Source organism: Deltaproteobacteria bacterium (genome assembly GCA_009692615.1).
GTDB lineage: Bacteria > Desulfobacterota > Binatia > UBA9968 > UBA9968 > DP-20.
Map to the genome: position 1 here is coordinate 24837 of SHYW01000039.1, position 15726 is coordinate 40562.

18 protein-coding genes are annotated in these 15726 nt (G+C 55.3%); 6 read left to right on the forward strand and 12 right to left on the reverse strand.

Annotation, left to right across the window (positions count from 1 at the left end):
* The first annotated feature begins 75 nt into the window (after positions 1-75).
* From EXR70_11445 to EXR70_11465, 5 genes are all read left to right on the forward strand, one after another.
* Positions 76-1242 (forward strand): hypothetical protein, encoded by a 1167-nt coding sequence (locus EXR70_11445; GenBank protein MSP39095.1) that lies wholly within the window; start codon positions 76-78, stop codon positions 1240-1242.
* Between the two features lie 366 nt (positions 1243-1608).
* Positions 1609-2511, forward strand: a complete 903-nt coding sequence (locus EXR70_11450; protein MSP39096.1) for a hypothetical protein — start codon at positions 1609-1611, stop codon at positions 2509-2511.
* A gap of 2 nt (positions 2512-2513) precedes the next feature.
* Positions 2514-3545, forward strand: a complete 1032-nt coding sequence (locus EXR70_11455; protein MSP39097.1) for an energy transducer TonB — start codon at positions 2514-2516, stop codon at positions 3543-3545.
* Between the two features lie 67 nt (positions 3546-3612).
* The gene (locus tag EXR70_11460; protein MSP39098.1) at positions 3613-4239 is read left to right on the forward strand and encodes a MotA/TolQ/ExbB proton channel family protein; all 627 of its coding nucleotides are present in this window, start codon (positions 3613-3615) and stop codon (positions 4237-4239) included.
* Positions 4240-4249: 10 nt separating this feature from the next.
* Positions 4250-4672: a biopolymer transporter ExbD gene (locus EXR70_11465; GenBank protein MSP39099.1), complete on the forward strand. Its 423-nt coding sequence runs from the start codon at positions 4250-4252 to the stop codon at positions 4670-4672.
* A gap of 190 nt (positions 4673-4862) precedes the next feature.
* Here the strand turns inward: EXR70_11465 and EXR70_11470 are convergent, their stop codons facing one another.
* Entirely contained in the window at positions 4863-6182 is a 1320-nt protein-coding gene (locus tag EXR70_11470) for a VWA domain-containing protein (protein MSP39100.1), read from the reverse strand.
* 92 nt (positions 6183-6274) lie between these two features.
* Between EXR70_11470 and EXR70_11475 the strand changes: the two genes are divergently transcribed.
* On the forward strand, positions 6275-6973 hold the full coding sequence (locus tag EXR70_11475) for a hypothetical protein (GenBank protein ID MSP39101.1): 699 nt from the start codon (positions 6275-6277) through the stop codon (positions 6971-6973).
* Between the two features lie 10 nt (positions 6974-6983).
* Here EXR70_11475 and aroQ read toward each other — a convergent pair whose 3' ends face one another.
* The 11 genes from aroQ to EXR70_11530 form a co-directional block, all read right to left on the reverse strand.
* Positions 6984-7430 carry a type II 3-dehydroquinate dehydratase gene (gene aroQ / locus EXR70_11480; GenBank protein ID MSP39102.1) on the reverse strand — a complete coding sequence of 149 codons (447 nt, stop codon included), beginning with the start codon at positions 7428-7430 and terminating at the stop codon, positions 6984-6986.
* A 26-nt stretch (positions 7431-7456) separates the two neighbouring features.
* A complete protein-coding gene (locus EXR70_11485) occupies positions 7457-8533 on the reverse strand; it encodes a 3-dehydroquinate synthase (GenBank protein ID MSP39103.1) in 1077 nt (358 codons plus the stop codon).
* A 4-nt stretch (positions 8534-8537) separates the two neighbouring features.
* On the reverse strand, positions 8538-9062 hold the full coding sequence (locus EXR70_11490) for a shikimate kinase (GenBank protein MSP39104.1): 525 nt from the start codon (positions 9060-9062) through the stop codon (positions 8538-8540).
* 3 nt (positions 9063-9065) lie between these two features.
* Positions 9066-10259 (reverse strand): chorismate synthase, encoded by a 1194-nt coding sequence (locus tag EXR70_11495; protein MSP39105.1) that lies wholly within the window; start codon positions 10257-10259, stop codon positions 9066-9068.
* A gap of 35 nt (positions 10260-10294) precedes the next feature.
* Positions 10295-11620 (reverse strand): type IV pilus secretin PilQ, encoded by a 1326-nt coding sequence (pilQ, locus tag EXR70_11500; protein ID MSP39106.1) that lies wholly within the window; start codon positions 11618-11620, stop codon positions 10295-10297.
* The gene (locus EXR70_11505) at positions 11545-12183 is read right to left on the reverse strand and encodes an AMIN domain-containing protein (GenBank protein ID MSP39107.1); all 639 of its coding nucleotides are present in this window, start codon (positions 12181-12183) and stop codon (positions 11545-11547) included. The genes pilQ and EXR70_11505 overlap by 76 nt, the downstream gene beginning before the upstream one ends.
* A 150-nt stretch (positions 12184-12333) precedes the next feature.
* Complete coding sequence (locus tag EXR70_11510) at positions 12334-12960, reverse strand: hypothetical protein (GenBank protein MSP39108.1); 627 nt, start codon at positions 12958-12960, stop codon at positions 12334-12336.
* 6 nt (positions 12961-12966) lie between these two features.
* A complete protein-coding gene (locus EXR70_11515; protein MSP39109.1) occupies positions 12967-13590 on the reverse strand; it encodes a pilus assembly protein PilO in 624 nt (207 codons plus the stop codon).
* The gene (locus tag EXR70_11520) at positions 13587-14201 is read right to left on the reverse strand and encodes a hypothetical protein (GenBank protein MSP39110.1); all 615 of its coding nucleotides are present in this window, start codon (positions 14199-14201) and stop codon (positions 13587-13589) included. Before EXR70_11520 ends, EXR70_11515 begins: the two co-directional genes overlap by 4 nt.
* Complete coding sequence (gene pilM, locus EXR70_11525; GenBank protein MSP39111.1) at positions 14198-15298, reverse strand: type IV pilus assembly protein PilM; 1101 nt, start codon at positions 15296-15298, stop codon at positions 14198-14200. Before pilM ends, EXR70_11520 begins: the two co-directional genes overlap by 4 nt.
* 3 nt (positions 15299-15301) lie before the next feature.
* Entirely contained in the window at positions 15302-15502 is a 201-nt protein-coding gene (locus EXR70_11530; protein MSP39112.1) for an XRE family transcriptional regulator, read from the reverse strand.
* Positions 15503-15726 lie beyond the last annotated feature (224 nt).

A 15726-nucleotide genomic window follows, 5' to 3' on the forward strand; every position in this document is an offset into this window, starting at 1 on the left:
CACGCGCGCCGCGAGAACGATGATGAAGTAACGACGACGACACCATAGCGTCGTCCCGAGTTCCGCTAATTCTCCATGATACACCGTGCGCCCAACGCCGCCGATTTCGTTTTGGCCGCGCTACTGCTTTTCATGCCGCCACCGGCACAGGCCCAACAACCGGTGGCGAGTTTTTACTACGACGAGCGCGGCAAAGTCATCCGCCAGGAACAAGACACCAATGGCGACGGCAAAATGGATCGTTGGACCCATTACGACAGCCAAGGCCAAACCCTCCGTGTCGAACAAGATGTCAACTTCGATGGCAAAGTCGATCTGATCGTCCACTACGAAACCGGCAAAGCGGTTCGCCAAGAAAGCGCCAGTAAGAACGACGGCAAAATCGACACCTGGCTTTTTTTCGACGCCAACGGGGAAATCCAACGCAAAGGCCAAGACACCGACGGCTCGGGGCAACCGAGTTTGTGGGTTTATTATCAAAACGGTCATCCGGTGCGCAGCGAAGAAAATATCAAGTCAGCCGGTAAAGCGACTCGCACGGTGCACTTCAAAGACGGCAAGATCAGCCACATCGACGAAGATACTAACGGCGATGGCAAGGCCGATAGTTTTTCCTATTTCGACAACGGTCAGCTCGTGCGCAAAGAACTCGACCGCAAAAACAACGGCAAGATCGATCTGCGGGGTTACTATCAAGACGGCCGGCTGGTCAAACAAGAAGAAGACCTGCGCGGCGACGGCAAGGTGAGCCGCATGGTTTATTTTCAGGGCGAAGCGGTGGTCCGCCGCGAAGAGGACAGCGCCGGGCGCGGCCGCATGGATATGATCGAGATTTTTTCTCAGGGCAGTATCACCAAACGGCTACGCGATAGCAAAGCGAGCGGCAAATGGGACACGGTTTACTATTTTCAAGATAATCAGCTGGTACGTGAAGAGCGCGACAGCGATGGCGATGGCATCTTCGATTTGCGCATCCTTTACGACCAGGGGCAAATCGTCGCCCAGGAAGCCGACACCAACGGCGACCGGCGCGTCGATGTTTGGGTCAAATTTGCCAACGGCGAGCAAGTCGAACAGCTCGAAGATCAAAAAAAACAAGGCAAGATTACCGCCCGCTACAGTTTTAAAAATGGCCAAGTGGTCAGCCAAGAACAAGTCGACGACGGCGAAGCGCCGAGAAAGTCCGCGCCATTCGGCACGGTTGAAGAGGAGCTTCGAAGTATGGCAGGCTACAAATATTAGAGATTTCAAAGTTCTCTGCCACTCGCAGCAAGTGTGAATTTGCCCCGGGAACAAGAAATCAAGTAGAATCGGTTTTGTAAAGTTTGAATTATGAGATCCGAATTACTTTGTCTGTATCTGGTAATTGTGCTGTTGGCAGGTTGCACATCTTCTTCACCTGTCCAGTATCCGCCAGGATCACGACCCTATCCTTCTCAGGGCCCAATCCCGACTAGTCCAGGGCAATCTGGTGTGAATAGTACCCAACAGAATCAACAAGACAGTTCTCGTCGATGGGAACACGCCATCAACAGTGCAAATAAAGGAGCTGTATTAGGGGGCATGTTCGGTGGTCCATTCGGTAGCGCTGGCCTTGGAGCATTAGGGTTGCTCTACGGAATAATTACCGCCGATACAAAAATCGAGGAAGAAAATGCGCAAGCTCAAGCGGCCTACCAGAAATTGACGGAAGAAGGGAGATTGCGTTACGGGAAGGAGCTCGATAAAGACCAACAGCTCGAGGCCGCCATCGAGCAAGAGCTGGCGCGCCAGCGCGAGCTGGAAAATCAAGTCACTGGAACCGCTGGAACGGCGCCGGTGCAAACGCCAATGCGCGCAAGCAACGCGCCACAGCAACGAACAGTCAGTGGCAATCCGCCCGCGGCGAATTCCGCGCCCCAGAATGTTCAAGTTGCCGCACTCATCAAATCGCTACCGCCGCAGCCGTTTAAAAATGTCGAAATGCGCGATGTCAATGGTGACGGCGTTCCGGATCTGTGGATTTATTACGATCCGCAAAAGCCTGGCGAAGTGATGCGCCAAGAAGAAGCTAGCAAAGGCGATGGCCGGGTCGACACCTGGAGTTATTTCAAAGACGGCCAATTGATTCGCCGCGATGTCGACAGTAAAGGACGCGGCCGACCCGATACGGTTTTCAGTTATGACAAGGATCAAATCGTCCGCGAAGAGCGCGATGAAGACGGCCAGGGCCGCATGACCTATCGTGCCAGCTTTCAGAACGGCCGCCTTGCCAAAGTGGAAAAGGACACCACCGGCAGCGGTCGCGCCGATCTGTGGATTTACTACGACAGCAGCCGCGACGGCGAAGTGGTGATCAAAGAAGAACGCGATCTCAACGGCGACGGCGCCGCCGATCTGTGGAGCTATTTTGAAAATGGTCGATTGGTACGCCGTGATGTCAGCGCCATCGGCCTGGAAATTCTCTCCAAGCAGGAGCAGCTGCCGGCGCCCACCGCTGGACTCAAACCGCTCTCGACTCCCGGCAGCTAAACATGCTCGACAACACTTCCAGCGAATGGGGAGAGTCGGAACTTTCCTCGCTCTTTCGCAGCCGGTTTTTATTTTCTTCGCTGCTGTTTCATGCACTGTTATTTTATGTCGCGCTCCACGCCGGCAGTCTCGCGCTGCCCAAAGCGGAAAACAATCCGCCGATTTCCGTACAGCTGATGGAAGTGCGCAGCGGCTTGGACACCAAGAGCATCGGCCCTGGGCAGGGCGCCGGCGGTCCGCGCACCATGCCGAAATTGGGCGTACCGATCCCACCGGCTGAGCGCGTTGGCAAGATCGACAGCGGCTCAGTGGAAACCAACGTCCCGGCGCCGACAACGAATAATGTCGAAGCCGTGCCGCCGCCAAAACCGGTCGCATTGCCTGGACCGAAAGTCTTGGCCCTCGACACGCGCCGCGAAGCGATCAACAGCAAAGAAACCTCAGCCGACTCGCTAGTCCGACTTCCGACCAAGGAAAGCGCTACCCATTTGCCGGCCAACGCCGCCGCCGATCTCGACGCCCATCAAAGAAGCCTAGCCGCGCTCAAAGGCGGCAGTGATAACGTCGGTATCAAAGCGCTCAAAGAAGGCGGCCAAATTCCCGGCGCGCTGGCTGGCAGCGGCACTGGCGCCGGCCCTTTCGGCGTACCCGGCGGCAGCCGTAGCGGCACCGGCATCGTCGGCGGTGGCACCGGCACCGGTACGGGCGGCGGCGGCGCCACGGGGCTCAAGGGAATTCCGGCGGCGGATTACGGTAATTATTTGAACCAGCTAAAAAAACGCGTCGAGTCGGCGTGGAAGTATCCGGATAATATTTCCGGCGTGCAAAAAGTTGCCATCCGCTTCATTCTCGACCGCGCCGGCAAACTGACGCTCTCGGAAGTATTGGAGTCGTCAGATACGCGCTTGAACGCCAGCGCCTTAGACGCGATCCGGCGCGCTTCGCCGTTTCCAGCGATCCCCGACAGTTTAAAAGATCTCGCCAACGAGCCGATGATCATCCGCTTCGAAGTCGCCATCCGCGTGCGCGGTTAGGCGCTCATTTCGTTGCATTAATTTTGATTTAAGGTAATCATCTTCCGAACCTTCGGAAGGAACAGAAATGCAGCAGCAGGGTCTCGATCTTCTCGACATCATTCATAAAGGCGCCATTGCGACTTATCCGTTAATTTTGTTGTCGGTGCTCAGCGTCACCGTCGTGCTCGAGCGCTTTTGGTCGCTGAAAAATTTGAGCTCGATCACTTTGCGCATCACCGAATCGCTGCTCGATCCGCTGCGCAAGGGCCAGCGCGATCTCGCCATCGCCATGTGCAAGCAGCACAACGATTGTCCGGTGGGAAGAATCGTTCTTAATATCCTCAACCACGACAGCGCCGCCCACCCGGAACTCACCAACAGCGTCGCTGTCGAAGCGATGTTCGAGGAGGCCCAACGGCTGAAGAAAAATCTCTGGATTCTCGGCACCGTCGCCAGCAGCGCGCCGTTCATCGGCCTGCTCGGCACCGTGGTGGGCATCATTAAATCATTTGAGAGCATGGCGGTGGCCGGTACCGGCGGCTTCGCTGTCGTCGCCGCCGGCATTTCTGAAGCCCTGGTGGCGACCGCCTTGGGCCTCGGTGTGGCGATCATCGCGGTGATATTTTACAACTACTTTCAAACCCGCATCGCAAGTTTGAACGGCCTGTTCCGCATCCAAGTCGGCAAAGTAATCCACAGTATTAGCATCTGAGCAACCAGCCATGTCGATGACACCCTTGGGCGGCGACGACAACTCGGACATCGTCGCGGAAATTAACATCACGCCCCTGACCGATATTTTTCTCGTGCTGCTGATCATTTTCATGATCACCAGCTCGGCGATGATCGAGTCGGGCGGCAAAGTGAATCTGCCCAAAGCGGTCGCCACTCGCTCGGAGTCGCGCGGCACCACGGTGACGCTCACGCCCAAGCACGAGATCTTCGTCAATCAGAAAAAAGTCAGCGAAGATAGTTTGGAAAAAACTCTCCAAGAGGCGCTCAATGGCAACGCCGATAAGACGGTGATTCTGCGCGGCGACCGCGATGTCTTGTTGGGCGACACCGTCAAAGTCATGTCGATCATCAAGCGTGCCGGAGCGACAGAAATCGCCATCGCCGCCGAAGCTGAAACCAAGGCCCGATAAGTTTCGTTGCCAATTTAATAGGTGCCTCGGGCTTTCGTGTGCATGTTCTGCCACACTCGGTTTGGTTTTTTCACCACGAAGAGCACGAAGGACGCGAAGGTTCGGATAATTATCGCTCCGAACTTCGTGTCCTTCGTGGTGAAAACATCCTCACACTGAACCCAGAAGAAGTTTTAAAAAGACAAATCGCTTAGCGCGCCGGCCCATCGGTGGCCGGCGGCAACTGTTGCGGGCGGCGCAGGCTGTCTTCGCGATTGCGCTCGACATCGCGCTGAATCTCGGCTGGAGTTCGACCCAATCTTTCTACTTCCAATTTAAGCTTCTTTTCCCTCTCGAGAAACACTTCCAGCTCCAAAGACTTTTGGTTGCCCGACTGATAAAAAATCGTGATCGAATCCCGGCCGATGGAGCCGTCGCTGCCACGCGCCACTACGTCGATCTGATTTTTTCCTTCGACCACCGGCACTGCGGATGAAAAGAAGCCATCGGCGGCGAGTCGTAGCTGGGTCGCTTTCTGGCCGCTGGTTTGGTTTGTCACTTGAACAAAATCAACGCCAACAACCGAAACCTGGTCCATAACAGCTAACACATCAGCAGGACGCGCAAGAGGTGTAAACGTTCCTCCACTTTCTTTAGCTATTCCATGGACGGCCCAAGGAAAGGAAAGTACCTCGTCGCCTAGACCAAATACATGGATTTTAATACCGGCTTTGCCAGCAAGACGCGCCGAGTTTATAGTAAGTTGCACATCAGTTTCGGAAACGCTATTGCCATCGCCAGTGGGCAATGAAGGCAAGCCATCCGTCATTAATAACTGCGCTTTAATAGCATCCTGGCGCTTAGAACTTTGACCAAGCCCCATCAACTCACGGATACCGAGCCTTATACCATCAACCATATTGGTACCACCGTTAGGACCGGCCCAATATACTTGGTCTAGCACGCGCCGCACTTGATCGAAATCTTGTGTCAAAGTCTGCACCAACCTCGCTTCCTTCGCAAAAGTAATGATGCCGACTCTTGTGCTTTGAGCGTTGAGTTGCGCTAGCAAGCGTTTTGACGCGATGATTTCGGCGCCAAAAATCGAATGGCGCAAGTTATACCGCGTCGGCTCATATTGTGGCGGCCCTACTCCAATACCGCGCCGGGAAATACTGATCTGTGGTGCCGGTCGTGCAGGCCCGCCGAAAAGATATTTTTCAGGAAGTTCTGATTGAGTGGCAAATTCAGACCCCGCAAACTCGGCCGTGCTGCCGGAAGTATCGATAACCAGAAAAATATCGACGTTGGCGGAGCGGCCGGCATCGCGCGCGACTTTGCCGCTGACAAATAGTGAAGGCTGATCCTGGGGCAAACGGCTGCCGTCTTTGGGCGAAAGTATTTGCACACGCGGCTCGCCGGCCCAAGAGGTAACCGGTCCAATCAGACAGATAAGAAACCAGCCAATGGCAATGATTTTTAAATGAACACGGTTCATGCTGAAAATTCCCAGACGCCCAAACGCTAACATTTTTACCCCCAGGGCAAAAGACCTTTTCCCGACAGTAAAAAATCGAGTTCCGCCAAAATCACCGCTGTGTTATAATTTGCCTCAATATGAAAATGACCAAAGCAATCTTGCTGGCAGCGATTGTCAGCCTCGGTTACTCCATTGATGCCGCGCACGCACAATCGATCTTAGTGCTCAAGAACGGCCGCCAGATCACCGTGCAGAGTTATCGTGAGGATGGTTCGACGATCAAGTTCAGCGGCTTAGGCGGCGAGATCGCGATTCCCAAGGATCAGATCCAAGCGATTCAAAAAGCCGGTCCAAGCGATCGGCCAGGAGTAAGCATTAGCGAGATGGAATCGGCGGCGCGACGCGCACCGACGGCACCGCAAAAAACCGCATCATCCCCAGCGCGCGATCTCGCGCCACCGGCAAGCAGCGGAGAGAGCAAGGGCGCGGCCGAACAAGATGAAGCCAAGGAGTACCAAAAGAGACTTACTGAGGTGACGTTTAAGTTGGAAACCGCCAAACAAGACTATATCTCCGCGACCCAAGGCGGCGGCACGGCCAACAATGTTAGCAAGGATGGTTTGAAAAGCTGGGCGATGGACTTGGCGTCGCGCATTCACGACTCGCAAAAGGTCGCCGGTGGCGGCGGCGCGGGTTCGACACCGCCGACCTATCCCTACGCGCCCAACTATACGGCTAAAGAAAAAGAATTGAGCGATCTGCGCAGCCGCATCGACAGCCTACAAAAAGAACGCGACGCCTTGGTCCAGGAAATGAAAAGCAAAAACCTGCCGGTCAATTGATTGGAATCGCTTAACTAGAAATCTGCGCCACCGCCGCGCGCAACCCCAGTAAATAACTATCGACGCCGAATCCGGCGATCTGCCCCACCGCCACCTCGGCGATAAACGAGTGGTGGCGAAACTGCTCGCGCTTGTGAATGTTCGACAGATGAATCTCAATGGTGGGAATGCCCACCGCTGAAATCGCATCGCGCAGCGCCAAACTGGTGTGCGTGTACGCCGCCGGGTTGATTACCATGGCGGCAAATTTTCCCGCCGCCTGTTGAATCCAGGTGACCAACTCGCCCTCGCTGTTGGACTGGCGAAAATCGATTTCCACGGCTAACTCTTTGGCCAGTGCGCGGACTTTTTTTTCAATCTGCGCCAGCGTCAGTTTGCCGTAAATCTCCGGTTGCCGGGTGCCCAACAAATTTAGATTCGGCCCATTCAGCACCAAAATCTTTTTTTTCTGCGCCATGGTTAATTCCTTTTCTTAATCGGCGATCAAGCGCTCAGCCCGGCCAATATCTCGCTGGGCGAAAGTAAATGAAAGCGCGTCTTGCCGATGCCGTCGCACATGACGAATTTAATTTTGCCGGCGGCCGCTTTCTTGTCGACTTCCATGGCTTGGATCAACCTCGGCATGGAAACCGTGCTGGGAATTTCGCTCGGCAAGCCGGCATGCTTGATGAGTGCAACAATGCGCTCGAAGCTTTGCCGATCGCAGAAACCTTGGCGCTGGGACAGCGCCGCCGCCTTGACCATGCCGACGCCGATCGCTTCGCCGTGGAGAAACTCCGTGTAATGAGTGACCGCTTCGAGGGCGTGGCCGATGGTGTGGCCAAAGTTGAGCACGGCGCGGTAGTCCTCTTCGCGCTCGTCCGCTTCGACCACTCGGGCCTTGATCGCACAGGAAGTCGCGATGGTTTGAATCAGCAAGTCGCGGTCCAGCTGCACCAATTTTCCGATCTGGCTTTCGAGCAATGCGAACAACGCCGGATCTTCGATCACGCCATACTTGATCACTTCGGCTAAACCGGCGATCAATTCGCGTCGCGACAAAGTGCTAAGCGCGTCGACGTCGATCAAGACCAATCTCGGCTGATAGAAAGCGCCGATCAGATTTTTACCATCGGAGTGATTGACGCCGGTCTTGCCGCCGACGCTGGAATCCACCTGCGCTAACAGCGTCGTCGGCACTTGGACGTAAGGCACGCCGCGCAAGTAAGTCGCCGCGGCGAACCCTGCAAGATCGCCGACCACGCCGCCGCCCAGTGCCAGTACGCAGGACTTGCGCTCGAAGCGCTCGGCGATCAAGCGGTCGAAGATGATTTGCAGGGTGTGAAGATTTTTGTGCTCTTCGCCGTCGGGTAAGAGAATCGGCACGGCGGTAAATCCCGATTGAGTCAGCGCCTTGACCATGCCGTCCAAGTAAAGCGGCGCAATCGTGGAGTTGGTCACGACCGCGACTTTGCCGCGCATTCCCGCCTGAGCAAGCAATTCGCCGGCACACGGTAAAATGCCCGCGCCGATATGGATCGGATAAGAGCGCGCGCCGAGATTGACGTTTAATGTTTGCATAAAACTATTCGCCGGTTTGGATCAGCGCGATAATCTTGTCGACCACTTCGTTCAAAGTCAATTGATCCGTTGCGATCGTTACATGGGCCTGGGCGTAGCGCGCCTGGCGCGCTTGAAACAGTTCTTCGATACGCTCGCGCCGGTTGGCGCCCTTCAACAAGGGACGGCTCGCGCCGTTGCCGACCCGGCGCAGGATCGTGTCGGTGGCAGCTCCCAAGCAAACCAGCAAAGACTTTTCTCGCAACCAAGCGAGATTTTCATCATCGAGCACGACGCCGCCGCCGGTGGCGATCACTTGGCCGGGCTCGGATAAAACTTGCGCCAGGGTCTGTTTTTCACACTGGCGAAAATAATCCTCGCCCTTTTGCTTGAAGATCTCGCGCACTTTCATGCTTTGATTTTTTTCAATCAGCCGGTCGAGGTCGACGAAACGGCGGCGTAAACGCTTGGCGAGATTGCGGCCAACGGCGCTCTTGCCCACCGCCATGAAACCGATCAGCGCGATGTTTTGAGTTGCAGCTAATGCCAACGGCTAATAGTTCTTGATCTGTTCGAGATAGTTTTCGTAGTTGCGGCGGATTTCGCGCAAGGAGTCGCCGCCAAACTTTTCTAAAAAAACCTTGGCGACTTCAAAGGCCACCACCGATTCGCCGACCACCGCGGCGGCCGGGGCGGCGCAGACATCCGAGCGCTCCACCGACGCGTCGGTCACTTGCTTCGTGCGCGTGTCCACCGATTGCAAAGGACTCATGAGGGTCGAGATTGGCTTCATGGCGACCCGCACCACCAACGGCGACCCGTTGGTCATGCCGCCTTCGGTGCCGCCGGAATTGTTGCTGCCGCGGTAAAATCCGGTGGGCACGATCCGCGGCGTGCCTTCGCCGACCATCTTGGCCGGATCGAAGAAAATTTCGTCATGCACCTGGGAGCCGCGCCGCTTCGCCATTTCGAAGCCGAGGCCGATCTCGACCCCTTTCATCGCTTGAATGCTCATCAGCGCCTGCGCCAAGCGGCCGTCGAGCTTGCGATCCCATTGGGTGTGCGAGCCCAATCCAGGCGGCAATCCGAGAGTGACGACTTCGAAAACTCCACCCAGCGTGTTGCCTTCTTTTTTGCACTCTTCGATGAGCGCGATCATTTTTTCTTCGGCGGCGCTATCGGCCGTGCGCACCGGCGATTCTTCGCTACGCTCGAAAGTTTCGGCGTAGGTCAGGCCGTCCAAATTCGCCGTGACATTGCCGATAGAGCGGATATAACCCATGACGCGAATGCCGAAGGGCGCGAGCAACTGTTTGGCGAAGGAACCCACCGCGGTGCGCGCCACGGTTTCGCGCGCGCTGGCGCGCTCGAGAATATCGCGAATATCGGCGCGGTCGTATTTGAGTACGCCGTTCAGATCGGCGTGGCCCGGTCGCGGTTTGGTCACGGCGATCTTGTCGTCGCGGTCCGCGGCATTGGGCGACATTTTTTTCGTCCAATTTTTCCAGTCGCGGTTTTCGATGCCGAGAGCCACCGGCGACCCCATGGTCTCGCCCCAACGGATGCCGGAACGGATTTGCGCTTCGTCCTTTTCGATCAGCATACGCCCGCCGCGGCCATAGCCTTGCTGGCGGCGCCAGAGGTCGTGATTAATTTTATCGATATCGAGAGGAAAACCGGCGGGCACCCCGTCGACGATCATGGTCAGGCAGGGGCCGTGGGATTCGCCGGCCGTAACATAGCGCAACATGGGCGCACTTTACCTGATTCGTTTTCGAGAGGCTAGGGCCTGAGAATCGTCTGCTGCGCCACTGGACCCTCGGTTTGTTTCATCTGGTCGCGCCAAATCTGCTCGGCGTTGGGCAAGTTTTCCGCGCCCGCCGCCATGATCCGCGGCGTGATGAAAATCACTAGTTCTTCGAAATCCTTTTGCCAGGAAGATTTCTTGAATAGCCAGCCGAGGGCGGGGATGTCTTTTAGATAAGGAATACCGTTCTCGGAGTTTGAACCGGTGTCTTTCATAATCCCACCGAGCACAACGGTCTCGCCATCTTTGACCAGGACATTGACCTTGGCTTCGCGAGTATTTTCTTGCGGGATACCGTCGACGGTCTTGCCGAAATCGAGGGTGCTCGATTTAGCGCTGATGTTGAGCAAGATAAAGCCGTCGGCGGAAACCTGCGGCGTCACCTTGAGGGTAATGCCAGCGCGAATTTCCCGCAGCGCTCCCGCTTCGCCAACGGTGGCGGCGGAAGTACGTATGCGGACGATGTTCGCGCTTTCGATCATCGATTCGACGTTGTTCAACGTCACCACCGACGGGCGCGAAATAATTTTCACGTTGCCCTCGGCTTCAGCCGCCGAAAGCACGCTGGTGATGTTGTTGCCGAAATAGCCGAAGCGAAAACCCTGAGTCGGAATCACCAATTGATTGACCGTCGGCGTCGGCTGAGGACCGCCATTGAACGGCGGATTGGCGATGAAGCGATCGCTGGTACGCACCCGGCCGTTATTGAACAGCGACTCCATTTCAATGCCTAATGAACGGGTAAACGTCGGCGTGGTTTCGATGAGATTGGATTCGATGAGCACCTGAGGTGTGCGGGTATCGAGCCGACCGATTAAGTTCTGAACATCCTCAACGCTCGCTTTGATGTCACGAACGATCAGCGTGTTAGTGCGCTGGTCCGCTTCCACTTTGCCGCGCGGACTGAGCAACGACTTGACCTTTTCGACGAGATCTTTGTCGGTGGTGGTATCGCGCTGGCCTTTCATGACCTTGGCATAGTTGACGGTCAAGTAAGCGGTCTGCAGCGGCTCGAGATTTTCTTCCGATTTCTTCGCCGCGGCGAGATTGTCGCGCTCGGTTTTCAATCGTCCCGCCGTGGAGATGCGGATGACGTTGCCCGTCTCGTCCTTACCCAAACCATTGGTATCGATGATCACGTCCATCGCCTGATCCCAAGGAACTTCGATCAAGCGCACGGTGACTTTGCGATTGACGTCGTCAGTGACAACGATATTTTTACCGCTCACTTCGCCGAGTAGACGAAAAACATTCTTGATATCGGCATCTTTGAATTCGAGGGAATTTTTTTGGCGCTGTATCTCGTGTCCGCGCCGATCACTCTATCGCTGCCCAAGGGTTGCGCCGCCGACCTCTTAGTCGGCGCGGCCGCTGCGGCAGCCGTTGCCGTCGTTTCGGGCGTACGAATATCGATGCGCGCCCCGCCGCGCACCAGAGTCACGTCTTTTTTTGTCGAGAAGCTCGGGTTGACGGGACCGACTACCAGGCGAATGCCATTATCTTCGGGCACCACCGTGTAGGCGGGCACAGTGGCAGCAGCCGCATCGATGGTCACGCGGACGCTGCCATCAAGGTTAGTCAGGCGTAATGTCGACAGCCAATGGGTGTCGATCCGGTAACTGAGCGTCTGCGCCGAGCGATTGGCGCTGTTAAAAATATCGATAACGATGCGTGCCGGTGTGGGTAATGGAAAGTGGCGAAACTCCTTTACCGGCTGGGAGAATTTCAAGAACACGCTGGTTTGCCCCTGGTCTTCGCGCACCGACAAATCTTGCAGCGTCAGCTCGGCACCGGCGGGGTTGGCTTTGCTATCACTGGCGGGCTGCGCCGCCGCTGACTTCTCTACCGGCGCCTTGGCGACCATATTCTTTATCCGGGTTCACCACGCAAGCGCTCAAGCTTAACGACAAAAAAGCCATGATCGCAGGCAAAGCCCGTGCTTGGCGCCGTGGCGCCAAACCGGCAAGGCTGCCATCGACATTTGCTACACCGATTGTCCGCTGTGACATTTTCATCACTCCGTTGCGAGCCCCATGCTCACGTCATGTTTTTTTCGATTGCCATAAATATCGTTGCCAAACTCTTCCACGACAATTTGGTTGCGATGAATCGCTTTAACCTTGCCATCGTTGTTGCCAATCGGCGTGCCCACTTTGACGACGTAGCCGAGGCCAGCGCCATCTTCCACCATCGCTCGTGGGTCTTTAATGTCCCAGACGATGCCAACTAACTTCAGTTGCGATAAATCGAGCTGCTCGAGGGGCGAGAGATTTTCGCGCGCCCGGGTGTTCACCTTGGCCCGCAGTGTCAGTGGACGGAACGGATCGCGCATGCCGTCCTTCACTACCGGCGCCGGCGTCGTCCCTTGGGGGTTTTTTTTCGGCAGCTCTAAATCGACGCGCTCGCCTTTAGTAGTTTCGCTTTTCGCCTTGGCGCCCAACGTTTCTTTTAGTTTATTCTTTGCCGCGTCGCGCAGGCCCTGCAGCGATTTACCGATGCTCGCCGGCGTATCGTTGAATTTATCCACCGCATCTTTGGCTTTCTGCGACGGCATCGGGTCGGACTGCTGGGCCCGCAGCGTTGCACTGGCCGACAACCCACAGCCCAGCAGCAAAATTGATAACAGCTTCAGCCCACGCATCTGATTTTACTTCTTGCCCTTCGCAGCTTTCGCCTTGGCTTCGGCGACTTTCTTTCTTTCGGCGTCGCTAAGAAATCGGAACGCCGTGGCCACGCTGGTGGTTTCCAAAATCACACCATCGCCGGCAATGGTCGGGTTCTTGAAACCGATGCTGTCGATGTTGATCAAACGATTGAGCCGGCCAACCTCATCGAAGAAGCTGACGGTATTATGAAACCTGCCCTTGACCGTAATATCGACCGGCACTTCAGCGTAAAACTCCTGAAAGGTTTCCGCGCGCGGGCGAAACAACAGCACATCGAGACCGGCTTGCTGCGCCTTGGCGGAGATGCTCGTCAGCAACAGCGCCATCTGCTTGTCGTTAGGCAATTGCGCCAAGGCCTTTTTCAGTTCCATGTCCAATTGCTTGAGATCGCGCTGCAGGCGCGGCAAGTTTGCCGCCTTTTGCTGTTTTACGGTTTTTTCATTGCGGGCGATTTCAACGCTATCGGCGAGCTTGGCCACTTCATCGGAGCGCGGGCTATAAATGAAACTGTAATAGAGCGCGCCGAGCAAAATAATCGCCGCCGCCAGGATACCGATGCGCTGAATCCTCGGCCGCTCTAGTAAATTGTCGAGCAGCTGGTTCAACCCTTTTTCTCCTCTTTTTTAACCGCCGGCGCTTTGGCTTTTGTCGCAGGCTCGGGAACGGGTTCATCGGGTTGATATAACACGCCGGCCTTGATGGCGAATTTTTGATAGCCGACGGACGTGCCCGCGCCTTGGGTGGTTTCCACCAGCTCGACGGTTTTGAAATGCTTCGACGCTTCCAAGCCGGAAATAAAATCGGCAACGGTCTTGTTGTCAATTGCCAGGCCATTAAGCGTGACGTTGCCGCCGGTTTCTTTGAGTTCGGTCAACCACAATGTCGCCGGCGTCGCCTGGGCGAGATTCTCCATCACCAATACCGGACCGCTTTTTTTCTTATTGAGATCGGCGATGATTTTGTTCTTGCCGCGCAGATCCTTGATCTTGTTTTGCAAGTCGCCCACTTCTTTGACTTTCACGTTGAGCGTTTGCAGCTCGTTGCGCAGTGTCGCGAGCTCAGTTTCCAGGGAATTCAGCTGAAACATTTGATAAATATGAACGGCGATAATTGCGACGATTCCACAAGCCAAAACCGTTCCACCGATAATAATCTCCCGGCGCCGGTTGACTTCGGCAGCGAGTTGCTTGAAGGGCAGTAAATTGATTTTTATCATCGATCTCCCGGTCGTCGGATCGACAATCCCGCAGCCACGGCAAAACTCGGTGCGCCTTCGAGTAAAAACTCGCGCTCGATGTTTTTGCTGACGGTGAAGCTACGAAACGGCTCACTCAGCCTCGCCGGCACCCCGAGGCGCTCCTCAATCACGGTGCGCAAACCTGTTAGCTTTGCGCCACCGTCGCTGAGATAGATCAATTTAAGCCCATCGCCCTCTTCGGAGGCCACCGCACCATAGAGACTCACGGTGCGGCGAATTTCCTCGGCCAACTCCTCAGCAGTCGGCCGCACCAATGCGGCCAGATCCAATCCCTGGGCTTCCTCCGACCGACCCGTCATCTTGAAATTCTCCGCCGCGGCCAAGGACAAATTAGCCTGGGCCGCCAACGACTCGCTAAAGTAAGCGCCGCCGAAAGAAAGATCGCCGGTGAAAATAGATACACCATTTTGCAGCAGACTGATGCTCGTGTTCTGCGCGCCGATATGGATCAACCCCACCATGCCGCGAGTTGTCTCGGCAGCATAGTTGGTCTCGAACATATTTTCCAAGGCAAAATAATCGACATGCATCACCGCCGGTTCCAGACCGGCCTCTTCGATGGCATCGGTATAGCTGTTGACGATCTCTTTTTTCACCGCCACCAACAGCACGTCCATCTTGTTGCCATCTTCGGTTTTGCTGAGAATCTGATAATCGAGATTGACGTTTTCGAGATTTTCCGGGATGACATTCTGCGCTTCAAATTCGATATTCGCTTCGAGCTCGGCCTGTTCCTGAACCGGCATCTGAACTTTTTTCATGATCACGGCCCGGCCGGGCACTGCGGAGATAACATTTTTCGCGCTGACGCCGGATTCCCGGATCAACGCACGAATCGCTTCAGCCACCGATTTGGTATCGACAACCATGTTGTTTTGGATGGCATTTTCCGGCAGCGGCGCTGACGCTAGCTTTACAACCAGGTAACCATTGCGATCCACCACCGATTCGACCAGCTTGATCGAGCTTGAGCCGATATCGAGGGCAACGTAGCCGTCGTTGCTACCCAGTGATTTAAAAAACCCGAGGTTAAAGTTTTTCCAAAAAGGTGCCATGGATTATTGCTTGAAAAGAGTGTGCTTTTGCTCGATGGACAGACCTAAGGCTAATAAGATCTTGCGCTTGGTCGCCATGCGGCAATCCTTGCCCATTTCAATTCGTTGAAGCGTCAAAGGCGATATTCCCGCCAAACGGGCCAATTCAGATTTGCTCAACATCTTCGCCTCGCGGACTTTTTTAACGTTATTGAGCTGATCCATCACTGCTGCCCCTCAATAAAATAGCGGACTAAAATTCCGGTAGTTTTGGATTACCGAATCGATATCCTTTAGTCAACATAAGGAATCTCTGAACAAGTCATCTAGCAAGTCGTCTAATAACGAAGAGCAGAAAGACCGACAAGGTGAGGCGGGAGGAAAGAGCGTGGGGGAGCAGACAACGTTTGCGAGTTTGGCGTGGGCGAGAAAGAAAAAGCAGAGCAAGC